General features: G+C 38.0%; 25 protein-coding genes. All 25 read left to right on the top strand.

The window, feature by feature from the left end; all coding sequences use genetic code 11:
- Positions 1-397 precede the first annotated feature (397 nt).
- Positions 398-934, top strand: a complete 537-nt coding sequence (locus tag DW182_RS13735; protein ID WP_118295876.1) for a UpxY family transcription antiterminator — start codon at positions 398-400, stop codon at positions 932-934.
- A gap of 54 nt (positions 935-988) precedes the next feature.
- On the top strand, positions 989-1477 hold the full coding sequence (locus tag DW182_RS13730; protein WP_118295875.1) for a UpxZ family transcription anti-terminator antagonist: 489 nt from the start codon (positions 989-991) through the stop codon (positions 1475-1477).
- Between the two features lie 14 nt (positions 1478-1491).
- Positions 1492-2940 (top strand): lipopolysaccharide biosynthesis protein, encoded by a 1449-nt coding sequence (locus DW182_RS13725; protein ID WP_118295874.1) that lies wholly within the window; start codon positions 1492-1494, stop codon positions 2938-2940.
- 26 nt (positions 2941-2966) lie between these two features.
- The gene (locus tag DW182_RS13720; protein ID WP_118295873.1) at positions 2967-4076 is read left to right on the top strand and encodes a DegT/DnrJ/EryC1/StrS aminotransferase family protein; all 1110 of its coding nucleotides are present in this window, start codon (positions 2967-2969) and stop codon (positions 4074-4076) included.
- 6 nt (positions 4077-4082) lie between these two features.
- On the top strand, positions 4083-4313 hold the full coding sequence (locus DW182_RS13715; protein ID WP_118295872.1) for a phosphopantetheine-binding protein: 231 nt from the start codon (positions 4083-4085) through the stop codon (positions 4311-4313).
- Between the two features lie 3 nt (positions 4314-4316).
- Positions 4317-5351, top strand: coding sequence for a ketoacyl-ACP synthase III (locus DW182_RS13710; RefSeq protein ID WP_118295871.1), 1035 nt, complete (start codon positions 4317-4319; stop codon positions 5349-5351).
- A gap of 4 nt (positions 5352-5355) precedes the next feature.
- Positions 5356-6108 carry an SDR family NAD(P)-dependent oxidoreductase gene (locus tag DW182_RS13705; RefSeq protein ID WP_118295870.1) on the top strand — a complete coding sequence of 251 codons (753 nt, stop codon included), beginning with the start codon at positions 5356-5358 and terminating at the stop codon, positions 6106-6108.
- A 3-nt stretch (positions 6109-6111) separates the two neighbouring features.
- Positions 6112-7173, top strand: coding sequence for a ketoacyl-ACP synthase III (locus DW182_RS13700; protein ID WP_118295869.1), 1062 nt, complete (start codon positions 6112-6114; stop codon positions 7171-7173).
- The gene (locus DW182_RS13695; protein ID WP_118295868.1) at positions 7173-7766 is read left to right on the top strand and encodes an MBL fold metallo-hydrolase; all 594 of its coding nucleotides are present in this window, start codon (positions 7173-7175) and stop codon (positions 7764-7766) included. Before DW182_RS13700 ends, DW182_RS13695 begins: the two co-directional genes overlap by 1 nt.
- Before the next feature lie 2 nt (positions 7767-7768).
- A complete protein-coding gene (locus tag DW182_RS13690; RefSeq protein ID WP_118295867.1) occupies positions 7769-8404 on the top strand; it encodes an acetyltransferase in 636 nt (211 codons plus the stop codon).
- A 1-nt stretch (position 8405) separates the two neighbouring features.
- Complete coding sequence (locus DW182_RS13685; protein WP_118295866.1) at positions 8406-9602, top strand: glycosyltransferase; 1197 nt, start codon at positions 8406-8408, stop codon at positions 9600-9602.
- Positions 9603-9609: 7 nt separating this feature from the next.
- Positions 9610-10752, top strand: a complete 1143-nt coding sequence (locus DW182_RS13680) for an O-antigen ligase (protein WP_118295865.1) — start codon at positions 9610-9612, stop codon at positions 10750-10752.
- A 1-nt stretch (position 10753) separates the two neighbouring features.
- On the top strand, positions 10754-12067 hold the full coding sequence (locus DW182_RS13675) for a UDP-glucose/GDP-mannose dehydrogenase family protein (protein WP_118295864.1): 1314 nt from the start codon (positions 10754-10756) through the stop codon (positions 12065-12067).
- Positions 12068-12080: 13 nt separating this feature from the next.
- Positions 12081-13196 carry a glycosyltransferase gene (locus tag DW182_RS13670; protein WP_118295863.1) on the top strand — a complete coding sequence of 372 codons (1116 nt, stop codon included), beginning with the start codon at positions 12081-12083 and terminating at the stop codon, positions 13194-13196.
- Positions 13193-13843: a CatB-related O-acetyltransferase gene (locus DW182_RS13665; RefSeq protein WP_118295862.1), complete on the top strand. Its 651-nt coding sequence runs from the start codon at positions 13193-13195 to the stop codon at positions 13841-13843. The genes DW182_RS13670 and DW182_RS13665 overlap by 4 nt, the downstream gene beginning before the upstream one ends.
- Positions 13844-13882: 39 nt before the next feature.
- Positions 13883-14956, top strand: coding sequence for a polysaccharide biosynthesis protein (locus DW182_RS13660; RefSeq protein ID WP_118295861.1), 1074 nt, complete (start codon positions 13883-13885; stop codon positions 14954-14956).
- Between the two features lie 16 nt (positions 14957-14972).
- Entirely contained in the window at positions 14973-16121 is a 1149-nt protein-coding gene (locus DW182_RS13655; RefSeq protein ID WP_118295860.1) for a capsular polysaccharide biosynthesis protein CapF, read from the top strand.
- A 4-nt stretch (positions 16122-16125) separates the two neighbouring features.
- The gene (gene wecB, locus DW182_RS13650) at positions 16126-17307 is read left to right on the top strand and encodes a non-hydrolyzing UDP-N-acetylglucosamine 2-epimerase (RefSeq protein WP_118217105.1); all 1182 of its coding nucleotides are present in this window, start codon (positions 16126-16128) and stop codon (positions 17305-17307) included.
- Positions 17308-17320: 13 nt separating this feature from the next.
- Positions 17321-18523: a glycosyltransferase family 4 protein gene (locus DW182_RS13645; RefSeq protein ID WP_118295859.1), complete on the top strand. Its 1203-nt coding sequence runs from the start codon at positions 17321-17323 to the stop codon at positions 18521-18523.
- A gap of 2 nt (positions 18524-18525) precedes the next feature.
- Positions 18526-19134, top strand: a complete 609-nt coding sequence (locus tag DW182_RS13640) for a sugar transferase (RefSeq protein WP_118295858.1) — start codon at positions 18526-18528, stop codon at positions 19132-19134.
- Between the two features lie 11 nt (positions 19135-19145).
- Positions 19146-19733 carry an acetyltransferase gene (locus tag DW182_RS13635; RefSeq protein ID WP_118295857.1) on the top strand — a complete coding sequence of 196 codons (588 nt, stop codon included), beginning with the start codon at positions 19146-19148 and terminating at the stop codon, positions 19731-19733.
- Positions 19734-19756: 23 nt separating this feature from the next.
- Positions 19757-20917, top strand: coding sequence for a DegT/DnrJ/EryC1/StrS aminotransferase family protein (locus DW182_RS13630; RefSeq protein ID WP_118295856.1), 1161 nt, complete (start codon positions 19757-19759; stop codon positions 20915-20917).
- A 156-nt stretch (positions 20918-21073) separates the two neighbouring features.
- Positions 21074-21583, top strand: coding sequence for an HU family DNA-binding protein (locus tag DW182_RS13625; RefSeq protein ID WP_021968106.1), 510 nt, complete (start codon positions 21074-21076; stop codon positions 21581-21583).
- Between the two features lie 90 nt (positions 21584-21673).
- On the top strand, positions 21674-21769 hold the full coding sequence (locus DW182_RS22170) for a smalltalk protein (RefSeq protein ID WP_021968105.1): 96 nt from the start codon (positions 21674-21676) through the stop codon (positions 21767-21769).
- A gap of 135 nt (positions 21770-21904) precedes the next feature.
- Positions 21905-23464 (top strand): replicative DNA helicase, encoded by a 1560-nt coding sequence (dnaB, locus tag DW182_RS13620; protein WP_007663179.1) that lies wholly within the window; start codon positions 21905-21907, stop codon positions 23462-23464.
- Positions 23465-23500 lie beyond the last annotated feature (36 nt).

Here is a 23500-nt window from a genome sequence, read left to right as displayed (position 1 = left end):
GACACAAAGATAGATGTGTTTTTTTGAATGACAAAATGTTTGATAAAAAATCTTTTTATAATCGAATAAAAAAGAGGTTAACTAATTGATTATAAGCAACAAATAAATAATAAAATCATTGGTTAAAATTCATTTCTTTTATTCTTTTTCTTGCCTGCTGATTTTTATAAATATTGACATACATTAAACGAACGATTAAAAGACACTTGTTTGCTTGTAATTCGTTCGTTTATAGCTTTTTACCTGCAAGTTGGTGAGTGGTTACAGTAAATCACTGGGCAAGAGGAACACAAAGTTTGCCCTATTTTACATAAAGTGTTCGCAAGTGATTGAATTTCAAGTATATGCAAGGAATTCAAAGCCCCGATGGAATACCCTTTTCTGAATAAAATATTAAATGGAATCGGAAAAAGAATCTGAAGTATGGTATGCAATGCGTGCTACTTATCGTAGGGAGCTTGATGCAATGCGATTACTCGAAAAAGAAAATTTAGGCTGTTTTATTCCCATGCAATACAAGATAAGTATAAAGAGAGGGAAAAAAGTCCGTGTTTTGCTTCCGGTCGTTCACAATTTGCTTTTTGTTCATGCCTGTCCTTCCGAGTTGAAGCGTATTAAGTCTCAGATCACTTATTTGCAATATATAACCGATACTCGTAGCGGGCAGAAGATTATTATCTCCGATAATGAGATGCAGCGTTTCATTGCTGTGGCGGGTACTTACAATGACCACCTTATGTATTTTCAGCCTAATGAATTAAACTTGTCGAAAGGTACCAGAGTCCGTGTTATAGGTGGTGACTTTGAGGGCCAGGAAGGTGTTTTCCTGAAAGTGAAAGGTGCTCGCGATCGTCGTGTCGTTATTGAAATACAAGGTGTTATTGCTGTTGCCATGGCTACTATTCATCCTGATCTTATAGAAGTAATTAAATAATTGCCGGTTGTCATTTGATACCTGGTAAATCATAAATCTGAAATCATAATTGTTATGACTCTTTCCGAAGAAACTGCTACTCTTCAGCGTGCAGCGCACGAACTGATGTATTTAGGTATGGACGGGAATCCGGTTTATAGCGATGACCTGTCCCGTCGTAACGGTGAAGTTTATCGTCTGACTACGGCTTTGTATAATTCCGGTGTCAAAGGTTCCACTACTGAAGAACAAGCTTCCGTTTGTCTTGCTCTTCTGATGGGCTATAGTGCGTCGTTCATTGATTATGGTGAAAAGCAAAAACATGTTCAGGAAGTTTTGGATCGTTGTTGGGATATTCTTGATGTTCTTCCTGCTTCGTTGTTAAAGCTCCGGCTACTTACTGCCTGTTATGGTGAAGTATTCGATGAGCCTTTGGCTGATGAAGCCCGTGCTATTATTGCTTCCTGGGATTCCGCTTCGCTCACTCCTGAACAAAAAGAAGCTATTGCTGAGTTTCAGAATGTGGTCGATAATCCTTATCCGTGGGAGTATATTGACGAATAAAAAGGACATATAATTTGGCGGGCTCTTTAAGACATAAAGCCGTTCATGGTGTTGGGTGGAGTTTTATTGATAATATAGCCAGTTCCGGCATCACCTTTTTGGTGGGGCTTGTACTTGCTCGTTTATTGACTCCCGAAGAATATGGCATCATGGCTATGATTGCTATTTTCATAGCAGTTTCCAACTCCATTATAGACAGTGGCTTTTCCAATGCACTGATACGGAAGACACGTATAGAACGGGTCGATTATAACACTGTTTTTTATTTTAATCTGACAGTCAGTATTCTTATTTATGTACTTCTATATTTAGCTGCCCCTGCAATCAGTGTATTCTTTAAGGAGCCTGTTTTGGTGGAAGTTATAAGAATAATTGGTTGGGTACTGATAATCAATGCACTTGCCATAATTCCTCGTACCCAGTTTGTAAGGGAGGTGGATTTCAAGACACAGACCAAGGTTTCTTTGATTTCTTCTATTAGCAGTGGAGTTATTGGAATAGGGATGGCATTGGGAGGAATGGGAGTATGGAGTCTGGTTGGCCAGCAACTTTCCCGTCAATTTCTGAATACTTTGTTCTTATGGGTATATAGCAAATGGCATCCGGTATGGGAGTTTTCTGCGGAGAGTTTTAAAGAACTTTTTGGCTTTGGTTCTAAATTGTTGCTTTCAGGGTTATTGAATACCATCTATAAAAATATCTATTACATTGTAATCGGACGTTTCTATACTTCCGCACAATTGGGGCAATATACCCGTGCGGAGCAGTTTAATATGATATTCTCCAGTAATCTTACCTCCGTTGTTCAACGGGTCAGTTATCCGGTTTTGAGTTCCATACAAGAAGAACCGGAACGATTACGGGAAGGATACCGGAAAGTGATCAAGATTACCATGTTGATAACTTTTGCCTGTATGCTGGGGTTGGCGGCAGTTGCAAAACCATTGATTCTGATTTTGATAGGTGAAAAATGGTTGCCTGCTGTCTACTTTTTACAAATCATTTGTTTCAGTGGTATGCTTTATCCGCTTCATGCCATTAACCTGAATATCCTGCAAGTAAAAGGGCGTTCGGACTTGTTTCTGAAATTGGAAATTATAAAGAAAATTATAGCTGTGGGACCTATTGTTGTAGGTATTATTTATGGCATTGAATATATGCTGTGGGGTGGTGTCTTGACCTCTTTTATCGCTTATTTCTTAAACAGCTATTATTCGGCCAATTTGATAAACTATCCTACAAGCCAACAAATTAAAGACATACTGCCTACTTTCCTGATTTCTTTAGTGGTGGCGACATTCATGTGGGGTGTTTCTTTCTGGGATATTTCTGTGTATGTTCTGTTACCCATTCAGATATTGGTCGGAATATTGTTGGCTTTGTGTATATATGAAAAGTTGCATCTTGATGAGTATTTAGAAGTCAAGGAACTGGTACTTTCTGCACTTAAGCGCAGGTGGTAAATCAAAAATATATTTATTGTAGTAAAATGGAAAATAAAGTAATTACGGTAACTTCTCCATTACTTCCTTCATTGGACGATTTTATCCCTTATTTGCAGGATATCTGGAATCGTAAGTGGTTAACTAACAATGGTCATTACCATCAGGAGTTGGAGAAGGCTTTGTGTGAATATTTGAAAGTACCTTATATTAGTCTCTTTACCAATGGTACGTTGCCTCTGATGTGCGCTTTGCAGGCATTGCGTATTACAGGTGAAGTGATCACCACTCCTTACAGCTTTGTTGCCACCACTCATTCCTTGTGGTGGAATGGTATCAAACCTGTATTTGTGGATATTGATCCTGATACATGCAATCTCGATCCTGATAAGATAGAGGCTGCCATTACTCCTAAGACTACAGCAATTATGCCTGTACATGTATATGGTAAGCCTTGCGATACGAAACGTATTCAGGAAATAGCTGACAAATACGGCTTGAAAGTAATTTACGATGCTGCCCATGCGTTTGGCGTGGAAGTGAATGGAAAATCAATCTTGAATACCGGTGATATGTCAACGTTAAGTTTCCATGCCACGAAGGTTTATAATACGATTGAAGGTGGTGCGTTGATTTGTCATGATGAAAAGACTAAGAAGCGCATTGATTATCTGAAAAACTTCGGCTTTGCGGGAGAAACAGAGATTGTGGCACCGGGTATTAATGGTAAGATGGATGAAGTACGTGCCGCATACGGTTTACTTAACTTGAAACAAGTGGATGCTGCAATAGAAGCCCGTCGACAGGTGGCTATCAGGTATCGTGAAGTCTTGAAGTATGTCGAAGGAATCAGTTTTATGGAAGATATACCAGGCGTACGTCATAACTACTCTTACTTCCCGATATTTGTGGATGCTGAGAAATATGGTATGACTCGTGATGAGCTCTATTTCAAGATGAAAGAACAGAACGTGTTGGGCAGACGGTACTTTTATCCTTTGATAAGTGAGTTTTCTACTTATAGAGGATTGGATTCAGCGCGGCCTGAAAATTTGTCGGTGGCGCATAAGGTGGCGGATAGTGTAATATGTTTGCCTATGTATACAGGGTTGAACGATGAAGAGATTGAATTAATTTTATCAATAATAAAAAAATAGAGAATTATGGAATTACAAGACTTTGTACAAAATTTTGCGGAACAATTTGATGAAACAGATGCTAATGAAATAAAAGCTTCTACTGTATTTAAAGAATTAGACGAGTGGTCTTCTTTGATAGCTTTATCTATCATAGCAATGGTTGACGAAGAATACGAAGTAGCTTTGAAAGGAGACGATATTTTAGGAGCATCTACGATTGAGGATTTATTCAATACTGTAAAGAGCAAAAAATAGAAGATGGCTTTTTTAGAATTTAAGGATATGAGGATTGCCGGTTTTTCAGCCGGCGTTCCTAAGTATATTGCAGTAAATGATACAGTAGCCTCAAAAGATTATGCTGCTGCTGATTTTGTTGCGACGACTGGAGTTAAAGAGCGTCGTATTGGCGATTTTACTACTTCAGATTTGTGTTATGAAGCTGCTGAACGTTTATTATCTGATCTTCAATGGAGAAAAGAGGAGGTAGGTGCTCTTATATTTGTATCGCAGACAGCAGATTATATTCTTCCGGCTACTGCTTGTATTCTTCAAGACCGTTTGGGACTGAGTAAAGAATGTTATGCTCTGGATGTTGCTTTGGGATGTTCCGGTTGGGTATATGGGTTGAGTGTTATAGCAGGACTGTTGTCCAAGGAAGGTATAACCAAAGCTTTATTGTTGGCTGGCGATGCCAAAAAACGTGCCCAAGGTGCGTCTGATCCTTTATTTGGTCATGCTGGTACGGTGACAGCTGTGGAATATAGCGAAGGTGCTGCTGGTTTCAAATTTCATGTAGGAACTGATGGCAGTGGTTTTGATGCTATTATTACACCCGATGGTGGTTCTAGAAATCAGTTTACAGAAGATTCATTGAAGTTGATTCAAGACTCTGACGGTGTGACACGCCATCGCTTACAAACTGTTATGAAAGGAATGGATGTGTTTGCTTTTGGTATCACTACTGTTCCTAAAACAGTAAAAAAATTGCTGGAAAAGCATCAGATAAGCATTGACTCAATTGATTATTTCGTTTTTCATCAGGCCAATAAAATGATGAATGAAAAGATTCGTAAGAAATTGAAATTGTCTGAGGAAAAAGTTCCATATTGTATGCACGAGTTTGGAAATACTTCATCTGCATCAATTCCGTTGACAATTGTAACTCAAATAGCCAATGAAACAAGGAATAAATCGTTAAACTTTCTTGCATGTGGTTTTGGAGTGGGTTTATCGTGGGCTACCGTTTTGTTTGATACTAATCATGCTATTGTTTCAGATTTAGTAGAATTATAATAATATGTTGTGTTATAATCCATATTCATTAGAAGGAAAAAGAATTTTAGTAACCGGTGCTTCCTCGGGGATAGGTAAATCTATCGCCGTAGAATGCTCCAAAATGGGGGCACAACTTATTATCTGTGGCCGTAATCAAGAAAGATTGGAGGAAGTGTTGTCTGCATTGGAAGGTACCGGGCATCAATGTGTGATTGGTGATCTGCTTCAGAATGAAGATATCGATTCTTTGCTTTCACAAATATCCCAATTAGATGGTGTTGTCTTTTCTGCAGGTAAAGGATTAACCTTGCCTTTTCAGTTCTCAACCCGTGAAAAGTTTGATGACATATTTAATATTAATTTTTTCTCTCCTGTTGAACTCTTAAGATTGTTGGTAAAGAAGAAAAAACTACACTCCAATAGTTCTGTTGTATTTATTGTATCAATAGGAGGAACAGGGAGATTTTCTGTTGGAAATTCAATATATGGGGCATCAAAAGCTGCTCTTCAAGCAATGGTTAGATTTTGTGCTCAAGAGTTGGCCTCAAAGAAAGTAAGAGTGAATGGGATTAATCCTGGTATGGTGAATACTCCTTTAATAAGAAAGGGGACACTTACTGACGAACAACTTGAAGAGGATAGAGCAAAGTACCCATTGAAACGATATGGTGAACCGGAGGACATTGCTTATGCAGCCATTTATTTATTGTCTAATGCTTCATCTTGGGTTACGGGGCAATCTATCATAATTGATGGGGGAATTACCTCCAAATAGGATATGGCTATATTACAATACAAAAATGTAGGAATAACTGCAATGGCAGCATGTGTCCCCCATACAGTTATTGATAACTATAAATATACGCAATATTTTTCGGAAGAAGAAGTGCGTAAGGTGGTGGATAAGGTGGGCATCTACGAACGTCGTTTTGCTGATCAGAATACCTGCTCTTCTGATTTATGTTTTGCTGCTGCAGAAAAATTGTTTGTAGATAATCAAATCGATCGTAGTGAGATTGATTTATTGGTTTTTGTATCCCAGACTCCTGACTATCGGATGCCTGCCACTTCAATTATTTTGCAAGAGCGGTTGAAACTGAATAATTCCGTCATAGCTTTTGATATCAATTTAGGGTGTTCAGGTTTTCTGTACGGTTTGAGTACAGTCTATTCGTTTATGCAACAAAAAGGCCTTCGTAAAGCTTTACTACTTGATGGAGAGACCCGTTCTAAGGTTTATTCTCCTAAGGACAGACGCTCTGCTTTTCTGTTTGGCGATGCCGGTGTTGCTGCTTTAATCGAGAGGAATGAAAAGTTTGGTAATTCTTATTTTTCTTTGAATTCAGACGGTTCACGTGCAGATTTGATCATGATAAAGGGAGGAGGTTATCGTCATCCCAGTTCGCTTGATACTCTTAAAGAACGCGTTGTAGATGAATTTGGGAATATTCGTAGTGATGAACAGGGATATATGAAAGGGGCTGATGTGTTCAACTTTGTTATAGTAGAAATTCCAAGGGATATAAAACGGCTTTTTCAATTTGCGGAAATAGAAAAAGAACAGGTGGATTATTATGTCTTTCATCAGGCTAATGATTTTATCAATTCATATATAGCTAAAAAACTTAAGCTTGATACCGAAAGAATTCCTTCTACTATTCATAAATATGGAAATACATCTTCTGTTTCTGTTCCATTGACCATTGTCAGTGAATTAAAGTCGCAACTAAAAGAGACTAATAAAACTTTAATGTTGAGTGCATTTGGTGTTGGGTTGACTTGGGGAACTGCAATAGTTCCTTTTTCGGATTGCCATATCAGTGATGTTGTAGAACTGTGATGTGCAAAGTTCTTCAGTTCATAAACACATTATTCCATTCTAACACTTATGTCCTTTATCTGGAGGATAGGCCGGAAGTATGGTTAGTGGATTGTGGTGATGTAGAGCCTTTAATTCAATGGTGTGAAAAATATGAAAAATCTATTGAGGGCGTTTTTTTTACTCATACTCATTTTGACCATATTTATGGATTGAATGATTTGCTGGCATATATTCCACATGTGAAGGTTTATACTTCCTCCAATGGAGTTCAAGGTTTGGCTTCTCCACGTTATAACCTTTCATTATTTCATGAAGAATCTTTTGAATATACAGGTGATGTAAATACATTGGAAGAAGGTTGCAGTATAGATTTATATCCAAATATTTGTTTGACGTCATATTTTACTCCTGGACATGATTGGAGTTGTTTGGTTTTTCTTGTGGATGATTATCTGTTTACAGGAGATTCTTACATACCCGGTGTGAAGCTAGTCACAAATTTTCCAAAAAGTAATAAAGAACAGGCAAAGAAATCCTTGAATAAAATACTGGATTTGTCAAAGAAATGTTCAAAATTATGTCCGGGACATGGTGAAATGTTAATGTTATAGAAATGAAAAATTTGATAATTATAGGTGCTAGAGGATTTGGACGTGAATACCATAACGGCTTAAAACTGCGTGATGATTATGGCAAAGATTTTATAATAAAAGGTTTTTTGGATGATAAGAAGGATGCATTGGATGGTTTTGAAAATTATGCTCCTATTTTGAATTCGGTAGAAGATTATTTGATAGAGCCTGAGGATGTGTTTGTCTGTGCATTAGGCGATTCTTTTTATCGGAGAAAGTATGTGAATATGATTAAAGAAAAAGGAGGTATTTTTTCTTCAATTATTAGTTCCAAAAGCATAATTCACCCCAATGCTCAGATAGGAGAGGGAGTTATGATTTCAGCTTTTTGCAATATATCTTCAAACACTGTAATTGGTGACTTTACTACAATCCAACCTTATTGTAATATAGGACATGATGCAGTTATTGGTGATTTTTGTTCTTTAGAGTCCTATTCTTTTATGGGTGGATTTTCTAGAATAGGGGATAATGTAACTCTTCACACGAGGGCGACTATTCTTCCTCATGTGAAAATCGGAGATAATTCTATTGTCGGTGCTGGAAGTGTTGTTTTGCGAAATGTGAAGAGTAATATAACTGTGTTTGGTGTACCTGCAAAAAAAATTAGTTTTTGAAATGAAAAGGAATACATATCTTGAGATGTTGGCTAAGCAGAAAGATCTGCTTAGCCAAAAAGGCTATGATTTTGCAACTTTTCAATCTAAAAGTATTTTAGAACGTTATGAGATCTTGCACAGTCTGCAAGAGGAATATTTAGGAAGTGATAAACCTATAAATCATATAAGACCTATTATATCGGTATGTATTCCTACTTACCAACAGCATGATTATATAAGGGGATGTATTGAAGGAGCACTAATGCAGCAAACTTCTTTTCCTTTTGAAATTGTGGTAGGTGATGATGGTTCAGTAGATGGAACCACAGAAATCTGCATGGAATATGCAGAAAAATATCCAGATAAAATACGTTTTTATAATCGTACTCGTGAATTATGTCGGGTTTTTGATGAGGAAGGACATATTGAGAAAGAGCGAGCTGGAAATTGGTGGTGGACTTTACAGGATGGAAGAGGTATATACATAGCAATTTGTGAAGGTGATGATTATTGGATTGATCCGTTAAAGTTGCAAAAGCAAGTGGATTTTTTAGAAAACAATCCGGATTATTCAATATCACATACAAGTTTCAATTTCTATTATGAATTAGAAAAACAAATTGTAAAAAATCGAGATATTGAAATTAATAGGGGAATATCTAGAGAATTCTGTTATGAAAATATACTATACTATGGAGAAAAAAAATATAGAATTCAAACCTTGACAGTCGTATTTAGAAGAAAACTGCAAGGGGATATACTTGAAAGTGATGATTTTATATATAAATCAGATCATTTTTTGATGGGGGATACCCCTTTGTGGTATGATTTACTTCGTCAAGGTAAAGTACATTATTTGCCAGAAGTGACTTCTGTTTATCGCATAAATAGGGGCTCGATTACAAGATCTATTGATTTATTGAAATCATTGCAATTTATCTTTTCTATGGCAGAAATAAGAATGTATCTTATAAAAAGAGATTCTCTTTCTAATGATTTATATGTAAATGTTGCACCTCATTATCATAATACTTTGTTCTGTTGTAAATGTTTGGTAAAAGATTACCCTTCTCTTTTTCCGCTGGATGCAAGTTATGTACATAAATCTCTTTTGTTCTTATCTAAATTAGGACTATTGAAACATTATCTTGTTTGGCAAACTAAAATCCGTTCTTTAGGAGGGAGAGTTAGGCGTTTACTTATTCGTACTATTTGAAAAGTATATGGTTAATAATAAAACAGGAGATATTGTCTTGGCTTGTGTATCTTTGGCTCAATCTCCTTTGATGATTTTGCAGTTGTTTATCACAGGAACTGGAATTGTCACAGAAGATATGGCTTCTCTATTAAGATTATTATGTTCTGCTTTATTGGGGGGATTATCATTTGTTTATTTGATAAGGAGAAACTTTTTTCTTTTATTAGTAGCCTATTTGAGCTCTTTTTCTGTATTGACTTATTATTTGTTATTTTTTGAAGCTACAGAACCTTTTATATTGGATGGTGCTTTGAAATTTACCTTGCCTATATCTTTACCAACAGTGTTGTCTTTATTTTGTATTAAAGATTATAATCTCTTTAAAAGGGTCTTATATCAATTTTCCAGAATTATATGCGTTATAGGAATTCTATATGGAATATTGAATGTTACTGGATTACTTGCTGTAACCAGCTTTTATTCAATGTCTTATTCTTATGCTTTGTTATTGCCTATAATGTTACTTGTTATCTCAAAATCTATTATTGATAAAATACTAGTCTTTTTCTCTTTTATTCTCATTTTTATCATGGGGTCTAGAGGGCCATTAGGAATTATTTTGGCTTTTATTATACTCTATATTTTTATAGTGGGAAATTTAAAAATGAGAATAATATTACTTATGTGTTTTATCACAATATTATTATTAGTTCCTTATTTTTTAAAATTAATAGAAGCCTTTGATATTCAATCTCGTACTTTAATTTTGCTTATGGATGGTGCTTTGGATTCAGATTCTGGACGTTCTGATATTTATAATATAATATGGGAAAAAATAGCGGAAAATCCCTTTTGGGGCTATGGTATAGGTGCTGATCGTACTTTTCTTGATGGTGCTTATGTTCATAATATTATCTTAGAATTTTGGATTGACTTTGGTCTATTTATAGGTTCTTTCTTTTTGTTTTTATTATTTTTTAAAACATGGAATGTTTTCAGATTAAGTTCTATAAAATATGACAAATTATTAGTTTTGATAGTCTTTTTAGCGGGCTTTGTGCCTTTATTATTTTCTGGTTCTTATCTGATTTTCTTTAATTTTTCCTTTTTAATAGGTTTTCTACTTTTAGCTTCTAAAAGTCAGAGAATAGTATGTAAATTAATGTAATATGAATATTGCTGTTGTAGGAACTGGTTATGTTGGTTTGGTTTCAGGAGCTTGTTTTGCTGAAATGGGTGTATCTGTAGTTTGTGTAGATATTAATGAGGAAAAGATAATTTCCTTAAAACAAGGAAACATACCTATATATGAACCAGGATTAGATGAACTCGTTTTAAAAAATTATCGTGAAGGAAGACTAAACTTTGCGACTGAGTTAATTTCGTGTTTAGATGATGTAGATATTGTTTTTAGTGCGGTTGGTACACCACCGGATGAAGATGGATCAGCAGATTTGCAATACGTGATGTCGGTGGCTCGAACATTTGGGCAGAATATAAAAAAGTATTCGATTTTAGTTACAAAGTCAACTGTTCCTGTTGGTACTGCACGGAAGGTGAAAACTGTAATTCAGACAGAACTTGACAAGCGTGGAGTAGATATATCTTTTGATGTGGTGTCCAATCCAGAATTTTTAAAAGAAGGCTCTGCGATAAAAGATTTTATGAGTCCGGATCGAGTAATTATAGGTGTAGAAACAGAAAGAGCTAAAGAATGGATGACTAAATTATACCGTCCTTTTTTGTTGAATAATTTTCGGGTGATTTTTACAGACATTCCTAGTGCTGAGATGATTAAATATGCTGCTAACTCTATGCTGGCAACAAGGATTTCTTTTATGAATGATATTGCAAATTTATGTGAGTTAGTTGGCGCAGATGTTAATCAAGTTCGTAAAGGAATAGGTACTGATCTCCGTATTGGAAATAAGTTTCTTTATCCAGGTTGTGGATATGGAGGAAGTTGTTTCCCTAAAGATGTGAAAGCTTTAATAAAAACAGCCGAACAAAACAATTATTCAATGAATGTTTTAAAGGCAGTAGAAGAAGTAAATCAAGAACAAAAAAAGGTTCTTTTTAAAAAATTGTTCTATTATTATAGAGGGAACTTACGGAATAAGAAAATAGCAATTTGGGGATTGGCTTTTAAAGCAGAAACGGATGATATGCGTGAGGCTACTTCATTGGTGATAATTGATTTATTATTAGAAGCGGGTGCTACTATTGTAGTATATGATCCCATCGCTATGGAAGAATGTAAACGTCGTGTAGGGAACATGGTTTTTTATGCAACGGATATGTATGATGCTGTTCAAGATGTGGATGCTTTGTTGTTGTTGACGGAATGGAAATTGTTTAGACTTCCTAAGTGGGATGCTATAAAAAATATGATGAAAGAAGCATTGGTTATTGATGGTCGTAATATTTATGACAAGAAAGAAATGCATGAACTTGGGTTTACTTATTTATGTATAGGATGCTAGATTTCTTAGTGATATGGAGAAGTTGTGTATCATATATAATTTTGCGGCTCAATATCGTGAAGGCATATTCAGATTATTAGATAAAGAATATGATTGTTATTGGTTTTTTGGAGATAATAAGACTGATATAAAGGGGCTTGATTTAAATATATTGAAGAATGTTTCTTTATTGAAAAATAAAATATTTTTTCTTCGTCCTTTTTATTTTCAAAGTGGTAGCTTAAAGTTACTGCAGAGAAAAGATTTTTCTACTTTTCTCATATTGGGCGATTTATTCTGCATTTCTACTTGGATTCTTGCAATATTAGCAAAGTTGTTTTATCGAGACAAGTATATCTATTTTTGGAGTCATGGTTGGTATGGGAAGGAAAGTAAGATAAGACGTTTTTTAAAAAAAATTTTTTTCTCATTGGCAGATGCAACTTTTTTGTATGGTAATTATGCAAAACAGTTGATGCGGGAAGAGGGCTTTGCAACTGATAAATTGTTTGTAATTCATAATTCTTTGTTATATCAAAAGCAATTAGAACTACGTAAAGATTTGTTTTTATCAAATTTGTATGAAGAACATTTTGGTAATAAGGCAAGGAATTTGATATTTATTGGACGTTTAACACCTGTAAAGAAAATTGAACTTTTAATAGAGGCTTTGTTGATATTAAAACAAAGTGGATTACAGTATAATCTTACACTTGTTGGTGGGGGGGTACAAGAGCCCTTTTTGAAAGAGCTTGTCGAGCAATATTACTTAAATGATAATGTGTGGTTTTATGGGGTATGTTATGATGAAATTAAGAATGCAGAGTTAATTTATAACGCAGATTTATGTGTATCTCCTGGAAATGTAGGTTTAACGGCTATACATTCAATGATGTTTGGTACTCCTGTTATAACACATAATTGTTTAAAATTTCAAATGCCTGAATTTGAAGCAATACACGAAGGAGTTACTGGTAGTTTTTTTGATTATAATAATGCTTCATCCATAGCAGACTGTATTATTCGCTGGAATGAAAAATACACAGATAAGCGTGAAGAAGTACGTTTGGCATGTTTTAATGAAATCGATAAATTTTGGACTCCAAAATTTCAATTAGAAATAATAAAGGCTAATTTGAAGTTTAAATGATTTTGAGATATATAATAGGCTTTTTTAAGAATCTGTTTAATAGCTCTGTATCTTTAGGTGCTATTATAGATTCGGATTCAGTGATAACTTCTAAAGCAAAAGTAAATAGATTTGCTAAGATTGTAAGATCAAAAGTTAATGATTATACTTATATAGGGGTTAATACTGTGGTTGTAAATTCTGATATAGGTAAATTTTGTTCTATTGCAAATGAAGTATATATAGGATTGAGTAGGCATTCTTTGGCTTATCTTTCTGTTTCTCCTATTTTTACAGAGTGTAATAATGGAACAGGATATACTTGGACTCAAGAGAATTCTTACAATAATTCATTATCTACTAAAATAGGAAATGATGTTTGGATCGGATTCCGTGCATTAATTTGTTGTGGGGTTACGGTTGGAGATGGTGCTGTAATAGGAGCAGGAGCTGTTGTCACGAAAGATATTCCTCCTTATGCTATTGTTGGTGGTATTCCTGCCTGCATTATACGTTATCGTTACTCACAATATATGATTCAGCAACTTAAAGAAATTGAATGGTGGAATATGAAAGATGAGTTTCTTAAAGAAAATATTGTTTTGTTTCAGCATGAATTAACTCAGGCGGATATAGAGTCACTGCGTGAAAAAATGAATGTAAAATAGAGGCTTATATTTTTTAATATAATCAAACCAGAAATAATTATGTCTAACTTCAAAGACAAAATCCTGTTAATAACAGGTGGTACAGGTAGTTTTGGCAATGCCGTACTTCGTCGTTTCCTTAACAGCGATATCAAGGAAATTCGTATTTTTTCGAGAGACGAAAAGAAGCAGGATGACATGCGTCATCACTTGCAGAATCCTAAAGTGAAGTTTTATATTGGTAATGTCCGTGATCGTCAATCTGTAGATGGAGCAATGATGGGAGTGGACTATGTATTCTCTGCTGCTGCCTTGAAACAGGTGCCCAGTTGTGAGTTCTTTCCATTGCAGGCCGTACAGACCAATGTAATTGGTACTGACAATGTGTTGGAATCTGCCATTGCTCACGGTGTGAAGAACGTAGTAGTACTTAGTACAGACAAGGCTGCTTATCCCATCAACGCCATGGGTATCAGCAAAGCAATGATGGAAAAGGTGGCTATTGCTAAAGGTCGTGCCTTGGGTGATGAAGCAGGGACTACCATCTGTTGTACCCGTTACGGGAATGTAATGGCAAGCCGTGGTTCTGTAATTCCTTTGTGGGTGGAACAAATAAAGAATGGTAAACCGATTACGATTACAGATCCGAATATGACCCGTTTCATGATGACACTGGATGATGCGGTGGATTTGGTAATCTATGCATTTGAACACGGTCACAACGGAGACTTGTTTGTTCAGAAAGCTCCGGCGGCCACATTGGATGTTTTGGCACAGGCTTTGAAAGAAACATACGCGCAGATAAAGCCTGAATATGGGGATACGGAAGTAAAAACTATCGGTACACGCCATGGTGAAAAACTGTATGAAACTTTGGTGACCCGCGAAGAGATGGCTAAAGCCATTGATATGGGTGAGTATTATCGCATTCCTTGCGATACCCGCGACCTGAATTATGACAAGTTCTTTACGGAAGGTAATGAGGATATTGCCCAGATAGAGGATTACCACAGTCACAATACTGCTCGTCTGGATGTGGAGGGTATGAAGAAACTTCTTCTGAAACTCCGTTTTATCCGTGAAGACCTCGGACTGGAGGAAAAGGCGAAAACAACAGAAATCAAGAGTGAATAAGCTATAGAACTATTTTATGAAAATATTAGTGACCGGTGCCAAAGGGTTTGTCGGGCGGAATTTGGTTTCCCAATTACATAGTATTCAGGATGGAAAAGCCCGCAACTATGGAATATCGGGTGAAAATCTGACTGTCTATGAGTATGACATGGATAGTGATCCTTCCGAACTGGAGATCTATTGCAAGCAAGCTGATTTTGTTTTCAATCTGGCAGGTGTCAACCGTCCGAAAGATGAGTCTGAATTTATGAAAGGGAATTTCGGTTTTGCCTCTACACTGCTTGATACGCTGAAGAAGTATAATAATGCGTGTCCGGTGATGATATCATCTTCCATACAGGCTGCACAGGACAATCCTTACGGGGAATCGAAACGTGCAGGAGAACAGCTGATGTTTGATTATAGCAAAGAAACGGGGGCAAAGGTACTGGTGTATCGCTTCCCGAATGTTTTTGGCAAGTGGTGTCGTCCTAACTATAACAGTGCGGTGGCCACGTTCTGCAATAACATCGCTCATGACCTGCCGATCCGGGTAAATGATCCTTCTGTGGTGATGAGTCTGGTGTATATAGACGATGTGGTGGATGAACTGATTTCTGCATTGAAGGGGCAGGAGCATCGGAAAGGGGAGTATTGTGAAGTGTCGGTAGTGCATACGATAACTCTTGGAGGCATTGTGGAACTGATAAAGTCTTTCAGGCAGATGCCTGATACTTTGGCAGTGCCTGATTTGGGTGATGCTTTTATAAAGAAACTATACTCCACTTACCTTTCATACTTGCCCAAGGAAAAATTTTGCTATCCTTTGAAGATGAACGTGGATGAACGTGGTAGTTTTACCGAAATCATTCGTACTGCCGACCGTGGACAGTTCTCGGTGAATATATCCAAGCCGGGTATCACGAAGGGCCAGCATTGGCATCACACTAAGAACGAAAAGTTTGTAGTGGTGAGTGGACATGGTTTGATACAGCTCCGAAAGATGGGCACGGAAGAGGTGATAAACTTTGAGGTGAGCGGTGAGAAAATGGAGGTAGTGGAGATGATTCCCGGATATACACATAATATTATCAATCTTTCAGATACGGAAGATTTGGTGACTTTTATGTGGTGCAACGAATGTTTTGATCCGGAACGTCCGGATACTTATTTTGAAAAAGTTTAGAACAATGGATATAAAATTGGATTATTCTGATATCAAGTTTCAGGAGAACGGCAAGTTGAAACTCTTGATTATAGTAGGTACCCGACCGGAGATTATTCGTCTGGCGGCTGTCATCAACAAATGCCGTAAGTATTTTGACTGTATCCTGGCACATACCGGACAGAATTATGATTATAACCTGAATGGTGTGTTTTTCCATGATCTGAAACTGAAAAATCCTGATGTGTATATGGATGCAGTGGGGGATGATCTCGGTGCCACAATGGGGAATATTATCAATGCAAGCTATAAATTGATGGTGCAAGTGAAGCCGGATGCCGTATTGGTATTGGGTGACACCAATTCTTGCCTGAGTGTGATAGGAGCCAAACGTCTCCATATTCCTATCTTCCACATGGAAGCCGGGAATCGTTGCTTTGACGAGTGTCTGCCGGAAGAGACTAACCGCAGGATTGTGGATATCATTTCGGACATGAATCTTTGTTACTCGGAGCATGCACGCAGATATCTGAATGCTTCGGGAGTGGCAAAGGAACGCACATACGTGACAGGTTCTCCTATGGCTGAAGTGTTGCATGAGAATCTGGAAGAGATTAAATCTTCGGATATTCATAAAAGGCTGAACTTAGAAAAAGGACGATACATATTGCTTTCCGCCCATCGGGAAGAGAATATTGATACAGAGAAAAATTTCTTGTCGCTTTTCAAGGCGATAAACTCAATGGCAGAGAGATATGACATGCCGATTCTTTACAGTTGCCATCCTCGTAGCAAGAAACGGTTGGAGGCGAGTAAATTTGAACTTGATAAGCGTGTGATTCAGCATGAGCCACTCGGTTTCCACGATTACAATTGCCTGCAGATGAATGCATACGCTGTGGTGTCGGATAGCGGAACACTGCCGGAGGAAAGTTCTTTCTTTACCTCGGTGGGGCACTCTTTCCCGGCAGTCTGTATCCGTACCAGTACGGAACGTCCGGAAGCGATGGATAAGGGTTGCTTTATCCTTGCGGGTATTGACGAGCGGTCTTTGCTTCAGGCGGTGGATACGGCTGTGGAGATGAACAAGAATGGTGACAATGGTTTGCCTGTGCCGAACTATACAGACGAGAATGTATCGACTAAAGTTGTGAAGCTGATTCAGAGCTATACGGGAGTGGTGGATAAAATGGTTTGGAGAAAGTAGTGATTATTCGGAGATGAATGTTCTTTTTTTAACACTTGCCCGTATATCGGATATAGAGGAAAGAGGAATCTATACGGATCTGATGCGTGAATTTGTTCGCCATGGACATACAATGTATATTGTAGTACCGGCAGAACGGCGCTTTCATCAGCCTACTGAGATGTTGGATGGTGGAAATGTGAAGATATTAAGGGTATGGACATTCAATATACAGAAAACTAATCTGATAGAAAAGGGAATTGGTACTTTACTCTTGGAATATCAATATCAGAAGGCAATTCAAAAGTACTGGAAGAATGCTAAATTTGATTTGATTCTGTATTCAACCCCACCAATTACCTTCAATAAGGTAATAGCGGCATTGAAGAAAAAGGGTGCCAAGACATATCTCCTTTTAAAAGATATATTTCCTCAGAATGCTGTTGATCTGGGTATGTTCTCCAAAGACAGTTTTCTCTATAGGATGTTCCGTAAAAAGGAAGAAAGGTTGTATCAATTGTCAGACTATATTGGTTGCATGTCTCCAGCTAATGTGGATTATGTATTGATGCATAATCGTGAGGTTGATACCTGTAGAGTAGAGGTTTGTCCTAACAGTATAGAATTTTGCAGGGGGGAAGAGCGGCTTTGCCCCAATGAAGCTCTACTTCAAAAATTGAGTATTCCCATAGATAAGATACTTTTTATTTATGGGGGGAATCTGGGGCGTCCACAAGGAATTGATTTTTTGATAAAAGTGCTTGCGGCCAATGAAAAAAGGAATGATTCTTTTTTTATCATAGTGGGTAATGGCACTGAATTTATGAAGATAAAATTGTGGTTCGATCAAAATACACCGCATAATGCTTGTTTGTTATCTTCACTTCCCAAACAAGAATATGACGGTCTGGTAAGAGTTTGTAATGTAGGTTTAATATTTTTGGACAGGCGTTTCACAATTCCAAATTTTCCGTCTCGTTTGCTTTCTTATCTTGAAAACAGAATGCCGGTACTGATGGCTACTGACAAGAACACGGATATAGGAGAGATAGCTAGAACTAACGGTTTTGGTTTATGGACTGAAAGCGGGAATATAGAGACTTTTATGGAAATGGTTGACTTTATGACTGCTGATAGAGAACGGATTAAGATGATGGGAGAGAATGGATATGCTTATCTGGAAGCCAACTATACGGTGAAGCATAGTTATAATATAATAATGAGGCATTTTGAGTGATTATGTATTCTTGCTTTCTGAAGCGTTTTATTGATTTTGTAATAGTGTTTTTTGTCTTGGCTGTTATTTGGCCGATATTACTTTTTATGGCAGTCTGGTTACATTTTGCCAATAAGGGCGCTGGCGTTTTTTTTACTCAGGAACGTCCTGGTAAGCATGGCAAGATATTTAAGGTCATTAAGTTTAAAACAATGACTGATGAACGTGATGGAAGTGGTAATCTCTTGCCGGACGAGAGACGATTGACAAAAATAGGAAAGTTCATTCGATCCGCTTCTGTGGATGAATTACCTCAATTGATTAATGTACTGAAAGGTGATATGGCTTTAATCGGTCCCCGTCCTTTACTTCCTCAATATCTGCCTCTTTACTCAAGAGAGCAGGCTCGTCGCCATGAAGTCCGTCCGGGCATAACTGGTTGGGCCCAGGTAAATGGTCGTAATGCTATTAGTTGGAGCAAGAAGTTTGAACTGGACGTGTGGTATGTGGATCACTGTTCTTTTTTGCTGGATTTAAAAATTATACTTCTTACTATAAAGAAAGTTTTTGTACGTGAAGGTATCAGTTCCGATACTTCAGTAACAATGGAACCCTTTACCGGAAACAATTGAAATATTAGCTAATGTATTTATATGGTGCCAGTGGTCATGCGAAAGTGATCATTGATATATTACGTGCGAATAATGAAAAACTTGAAGCATTATTTGATGATAATGAAGCGATTGATTCTCTTCTTGATTATCCCGTCTTACGTTCGTCGGAAGTCCGTGGACCGTTGATAATCAGTATTGGAAATAATGGTATTCGCAGGAAGATAGCTGAAAGTGTGAATACTACATTCGGTAACGCTTTTCATCCTTCAGCCATTATATCTGAAGAAGTTGAGATCAAAGAAGGTACAGTTGTGATGCAAGGAGCTATCATTCAATCCGGTGTTCATATCGGCAGGCATTGCATAATCAATACTGGTGCTTCTGTGGATCACGAATGTCTGATAGGTGATTATGTACATATCTCTCCTCATTGTACTCTTTGTGGCAATGTACAAATAGGGGAGGGGAGTTGGATTGGTGCAGGAACTACCATTATTCCGGGTGTAAAAGTGGGGAAATGGAGTGTGATCGGTGCCGGTTCTGTCGTCACAAAAGATATTCCGGATAATGTTTTGGCTGTAGGGAATAGATGTAAAATCATAAAGAACTTATTATAGTTTTCTTTTAATCATATAATTTCATGGACAAAAGAATTTATCTTTGCCTCGCTCATATGAGCGGCAAGGAGCAAGACTTCATACGCGAAGCCTTTGATACAAACTGGGTAGTTCCTTTGGGACCCAACGTCAATGCTTTCGAAGACGACCTGAAACATTTTGTGGGACAGAATAAGGAAGTCGTTGCTTTGTCAGCTGGTACGGCAGCTATTCATTTGGGATTGATTCAGCTTGGTGTTGGGGTAGGCGATGAAGTGATTTGCCAGTCATTCACTTTTTGTGCTTCTGCCAATCCAGTGGTTTATCAGGGTGCAACCCCAGTGTTTATCGATAGTGAAGAAGACACTTGGAATATGGACCCTGCTTTACTGGAAGAGGCCATCAAAGACAGAATCGCGCAGACAGGTAAGAAGCCTAAAGCCATTCTTCCGGTTCATCTTTATGGTATGCCTGCCAGGATAGATGAGATTTGTGCCATTGCATCGAAATATGATATTCCGGTGTTGGAAGATGCTGCTGAAGCTTTAGGTTCTGAGTTCAAGGGACAAAAGTGTGGTACGTTCGGTACTTTTGGTGTATTGTCTTTCAATGGAAATAAGATGATCACTACTTCGGGTGGTGGTGCGTTAATCGTTCCTGATGAAGCGGCAAAGAAGCAGACCATGTTTTATGCTACCCAGGCTCGTGAACCCTTTCCTCATTATCAGCATGAAAAGATCGGTTACAACTATCGCATGAGTAATATCTGTGCGGGTATCGGTCGTGGTCAGATGACTGTGTTGGAAGATCATATTGCCCATCACCGCCATGTACATAATCTTTACGCAAAGGCTTTTGAAGGTGTGGAAGGCATTACACTGAAATCTAATCCTGACGATCGTTTCAATGCTAACTATTGGTTATCTACGATTCTGATTGATCCTGAGAAGACCGGTACTAACTATGACGAAGTTCGTGTGCTACTTGATGCCAAAGGTATTGAGACCCGCCCTTTGTGGAAACCTATGCACCTTCAGCCTGTCTATGCGAATAATCCTCGCTATGTGAATGGTGTTTCTGAACGTTTATTCAATATGGGTTTATGTATTCCTGCCGGACCTTGGGTGACAGATGAAGACGTAGCATACATCGTGGAGCAAATAAAGGCATGTTGTGCGAAATCTTGTTTCATAGCAGCATCTTAATAAAGTGTTGATTTATAGTAGCTTGTAACTTTTCTCAGAAAAACTGCTCTCACCACCCTTTTTTCTTCTTTTATTAGAGATTTAATCCTCACCTTTGCATCAACGTTGATCAACAAAGTGAATTAAAACAGAATTTAAATCTCTAAATGAAAAAGTATGAGTGTAATTTTTAGAACGGTAGAGAGACCGTCTGACCCTCGGGTTGAGAATTCTCCCAAAAAGTTTTTCCCTCAGTTAATAACTTTAGGACAGAGTGTAGACTTGGCATTCATAGCCCAGAAGATGCAGGATCGTTCTTCGCTTTCTATTGGTGATATCCGGAGTACTATGCAGAACTTCGTGGAGAAGCTGAAAGAACAGTTGCTGGAAGGTAAAACAGTAAATATTGCCGGATTGGGTGTATTTATGCTGGCTGCAAAATCTAAGGGAGAAGATAAGACTGAAGATGTGACCGCAAAGAGTGTGGAGAGTGTTCGTATCTGCTTCCAGGCTAACAGGGAATTGAAGATAACCAAGACTGCTACTCGTGCCGGTGAAAAACTGGATCTGGTCAGCTTGGATGATTATCTGAAAAATTTAGCTAATGCTCCATCAGGAGGTGGCTCAGATGGTGGCTCAGGAGGTAATTCGGGTGATGGGGGAATAGAAGACGATCCTCTGGGATAGAAATTCAGAGCCGGAGGCATTGAAAATGAAAAATGAAGACTGCGTAGTCTGTTAATCGCTGAATATTAATTATTAAAAAACGATTCTCTTATGAAAAAAACGAGTTGGAATGTGATATTGAAAGTCATCATTGCCGTGGCTAGTGCCATTGCAGGTGTGATTGGCGGTCAAGCAATGACCATTTAAGAATAAGTTTGATATAAACGTAAAGAGCCATTTTCGAATTTCGGGAATGGCTCTTTTTTTGTTTGGTAGAATAGGGATGATTTTGATTAATAAGCGTTATCTTTGCCATCCCTTTATAATTCATAGTATTTAAAAATGGCAGAACAAAAAAGAACTCCCCGAAGTAACTCCAAGGCAAAAGTGCAGCCTGTAACTGATTACGGACGTATACAGCCGCAGGCACCAGAATTGGAAGAAGCTGTATTGGGAGCATTGATGATTGAGAAAGACGCTTATTCATTGGTAAGTGAAATTCTTCGCCCGGAGTCTTTTTATGAACACCGGCACCAGTTGATTTATTCCGCTATCACCGATCTGGCTGTGAACCAGAAGCCAGTGGATATCCTCACGGTAAAAGAACAGCTTGCCAAACGTGGTGATTTGGAAGAGGTGGGCGGACCGTTCTACATTACCCAGTTGAGTAGCAAGGTTGCCTCTTCGGCACATATTGAATATCATGCCCGCATCATTGCGCAGAAAGCATTAGCTCGTGAATTGATTACGTTTACCAGCAATGTTCAGAGCAAAGCTTTTGATGAGACTCTGGACGTGGATGATTTAATGCAGGAGGCTGAGGGAAGGCTTTTCGAGATTTCCCAACAGAACATGAAGAAGGATTATACGCAGATTAATCCGGTTATTGCCGAAGCGTATCAATTAATTCAGAAAGCAGCTGCCCGTACAGATGGTTTAAGTGGTTTGGAAAGCGGATTTACCAAGTTGGATAAAATGACTTCGGGTTGGCAAAATTCTGACCTTATTATTATTGCTGCCCGTCCGGCAATGGGTAAGACGGCGTTCGTGCTTTCTATGGCAAAGAATATAGCTGTTAATTATCGCAATCCGGTTGCTGTGTTTTCACTTGAAATGAGCAACGTACAGTTGGTGAATCGTTTGATATCCAATGCGTGCGAGATTCCGAGTGAGAAAATCAAGAGTGGACAGTTGGCAGATTATGAATGGCAACAGTTGGACTATAAATTGCGTGATCTTTTGGATGCGCCGTTATATGTGGATGATACTCCTTCTTTGTCTGTATTTGAGCTACGTACAAAAGCACGCCGTCTGGTGCGTGAGCATGGGGTAAGGATTATTATTATCGACTACTTGCAGCTAATGAATGCAAGTGGTATGTCGTTTGGTAGCCGTCAGGAAGAGGTAAGTACCATTTCGCGTTCGTTGAAAGGTTTGGCGAAGGAGTTGAATATTCCTATTATAGCCTTGTCGCAGTTGAACCGTGGTGTGGAGAGCCGTGAAGGTGAAGAAGGTAAACGTCCGCAACTGAGTGACTTGCGTGAATCGGGAGCCATTGAGCAGGATGCCGATATGGTGTGTTTCATTCATCGTCCTGAATATTATAAAATCTATACATCGCAAGATGGTACTGATTTGCGTGGTATGGCGGAAATTATTATTGCCAAGCATCGTAATGGTGCGGTAGGTGATGTTCGTTTGCGCTTTATCGGTCAGTATACCCGTTTCCAGAATCCGGAGGATGATATGGTGATTCCGCATCCGGCAGAAGGAGGCGGAGCTACTTATGGCTCCAAAATAAATGCGGTAGGTGATGGCAGTATACCGCCTCCGGCTGAATTCGCTCCTCAAACAGATAATCCGTTTGGTGGGGTGGGGTCGGATGGACCGTTGCCATTCTAGGTTGTTTTGTTTATGAAATGGATGGTTTTTGAGTAG

This window comes from Bacteroides sp. AM16-24, assembly GCF_003471885.1.
GTDB lineage: Bacteria > Bacteroidota > Bacteroidia > Bacteroidales > Bacteroidaceae > Bacteroides.
This window is presented reverse-complemented; position numbering and strand designations above follow the sequence as displayed.

What these genes read in the sequence shown, in the direction of transcription:
- DW182_RS13680 (WP_118295865.1), top strand. Translation starts at nt 9,610, where the DNA reads ATGGTTAATAATAAAACAGGAGATATTGTCTTGGCTTGTGTATCTTTG.
- DW182_RS13640 (WP_118295858.1), top strand. Translation starts at nt 18,526, where the DNA reads ATGTATTCTTGCTTTCTGAAGCGTTTTATTGATTTTGTAATAGTGTTT.
- DW182_RS13705 (WP_118295870.1), top strand. Translation starts at nt 5,356, where the DNA reads ATGTTGTGTTATAATCCATATTCATTAGAAGGAAAAAGAATTTTAGTA.
- DW182_RS13700 (WP_118295869.1), top strand. Translation starts at nt 6,112, where the DNA reads ATGGCTATATTACAATACAAAAATGTAGGAATAACTGCAATGGCAGCA.
- DW182_RS13710 (WP_118295871.1), top strand. Translation starts at nt 4,317, where the DNA reads ATGGCTTTTTTAGAATTTAAGGATATGAGGATTGCCGGTTTTTCAGCC.
- DW182_RS13690 (WP_118295867.1), top strand. Translation starts at nt 7,769, where the DNA reads ATGAAAAATTTGATAATTATAGGTGCTAGAGGATTTGGACGTGAATAC.
- DW182_RS13675 (WP_118295864.1), top strand. Translation starts at nt 10,754, where the DNA reads ATGAATATTGCTGTTGTAGGAACTGGTTATGTTGGTTTGGTTTCAGGA.
- wecB (WP_118217105.1), top strand. Translation starts at nt 16,126, where the DNA reads ATGGATATAAAATTGGATTATTCTGATATCAAGTTTCAGGAGAACGGC.
- DW182_RS13655 (WP_118295860.1), top strand. Translation starts at nt 14,973, where the DNA reads ATGAAAATATTAGTGACCGGTGCCAAAGGGTTTGTCGGGCGGAATTTG.
- DW182_RS13625 (WP_021968106.1), top strand. Translation starts at nt 21,074, where the DNA reads ATGAGTGTAATTTTTAGAACGGTAGAGAGACCGTCTGACCCTCGGGTT.
- DW182_RS13665 (WP_118295862.1), top strand. Translation starts at nt 13,193, where the DNA reads ATGATTTTGAGATATATAATAGGCTTTTTTAAGAATCTGTTTAATAGC.
- DW182_RS13630 (WP_118295856.1), top strand. Translation starts at nt 19,757, where the DNA reads ATGGACAAAAGAATTTATCTTTGCCTCGCTCATATGAGCGGCAAGGAG.
- DW182_RS13735 (WP_118295876.1), top strand. Translation starts at nt 398, where the DNA reads ATGGAATCGGAAAAAGAATCTGAAGTATGGTATGCAATGCGTGCTACT.
- DW182_RS13670 (WP_118295863.1), top strand. Translation starts at nt 12,081, where the DNA reads ATGGAGAAGTTGTGTATCATATATAATTTTGCGGCTCAATATCGTGAA.
- DW182_RS13645 (WP_118295859.1), top strand. Translation starts at nt 17,321, where the DNA reads ATGAATGTTCTTTTTTTAACACTTGCCCGTATATCGGATATAGAGGAA.
- DW182_RS13695 (WP_118295868.1), top strand. Translation starts at nt 7,173, where the DNA reads ATGTGCAAAGTTCTTCAGTTCATAAACACATTATTCCATTCTAACACT.
- dnaB (WP_007663179.1), top strand. Translation starts at nt 21,905, where the DNA reads ATGGCAGAACAAAAAAGAACTCCCCGAAGTAACTCCAAGGCAAAAGTG.
- DW182_RS13730 (WP_118295875.1), top strand. Translation starts at nt 989, where the DNA reads ATGACTCTTTCCGAAGAAACTGCTACTCTTCAGCGTGCAGCGCACGAA.
- DW182_RS13635 (WP_118295857.1), top strand. Translation starts at nt 19,146, where the DNA reads ATGTATTTATATGGTGCCAGTGGTCATGCGAAAGTGATCATTGATATA.
- DW182_RS13660 (WP_118295861.1), top strand. Translation starts at nt 13,883, where the DNA reads ATGTCTAACTTCAAAGACAAAATCCTGTTAATAACAGGTGGTACAGGT.
- DW182_RS13715 (WP_118295872.1), top strand. Translation starts at nt 4,083, where the DNA reads ATGGAATTACAAGACTTTGTACAAAATTTTGCGGAACAATTTGATGAA.
- DW182_RS13720 (WP_118295873.1), top strand. Translation starts at nt 2,967, where the DNA reads ATGGAAAATAAAGTAATTACGGTAACTTCTCCATTACTTCCTTCATTG.
- DW182_RS13685 (WP_118295866.1), top strand. Translation starts at nt 8,406, where the DNA reads ATGAAAAGGAATACATATCTTGAGATGTTGGCTAAGCAGAAAGATCTG.
- DW182_RS22170 (WP_021968105.1), top strand. Translation starts at nt 21,674, where the DNA reads ATGAAAAAAACGAGTTGGAATGTGATATTGAAAGTCATCATTGCCGTG.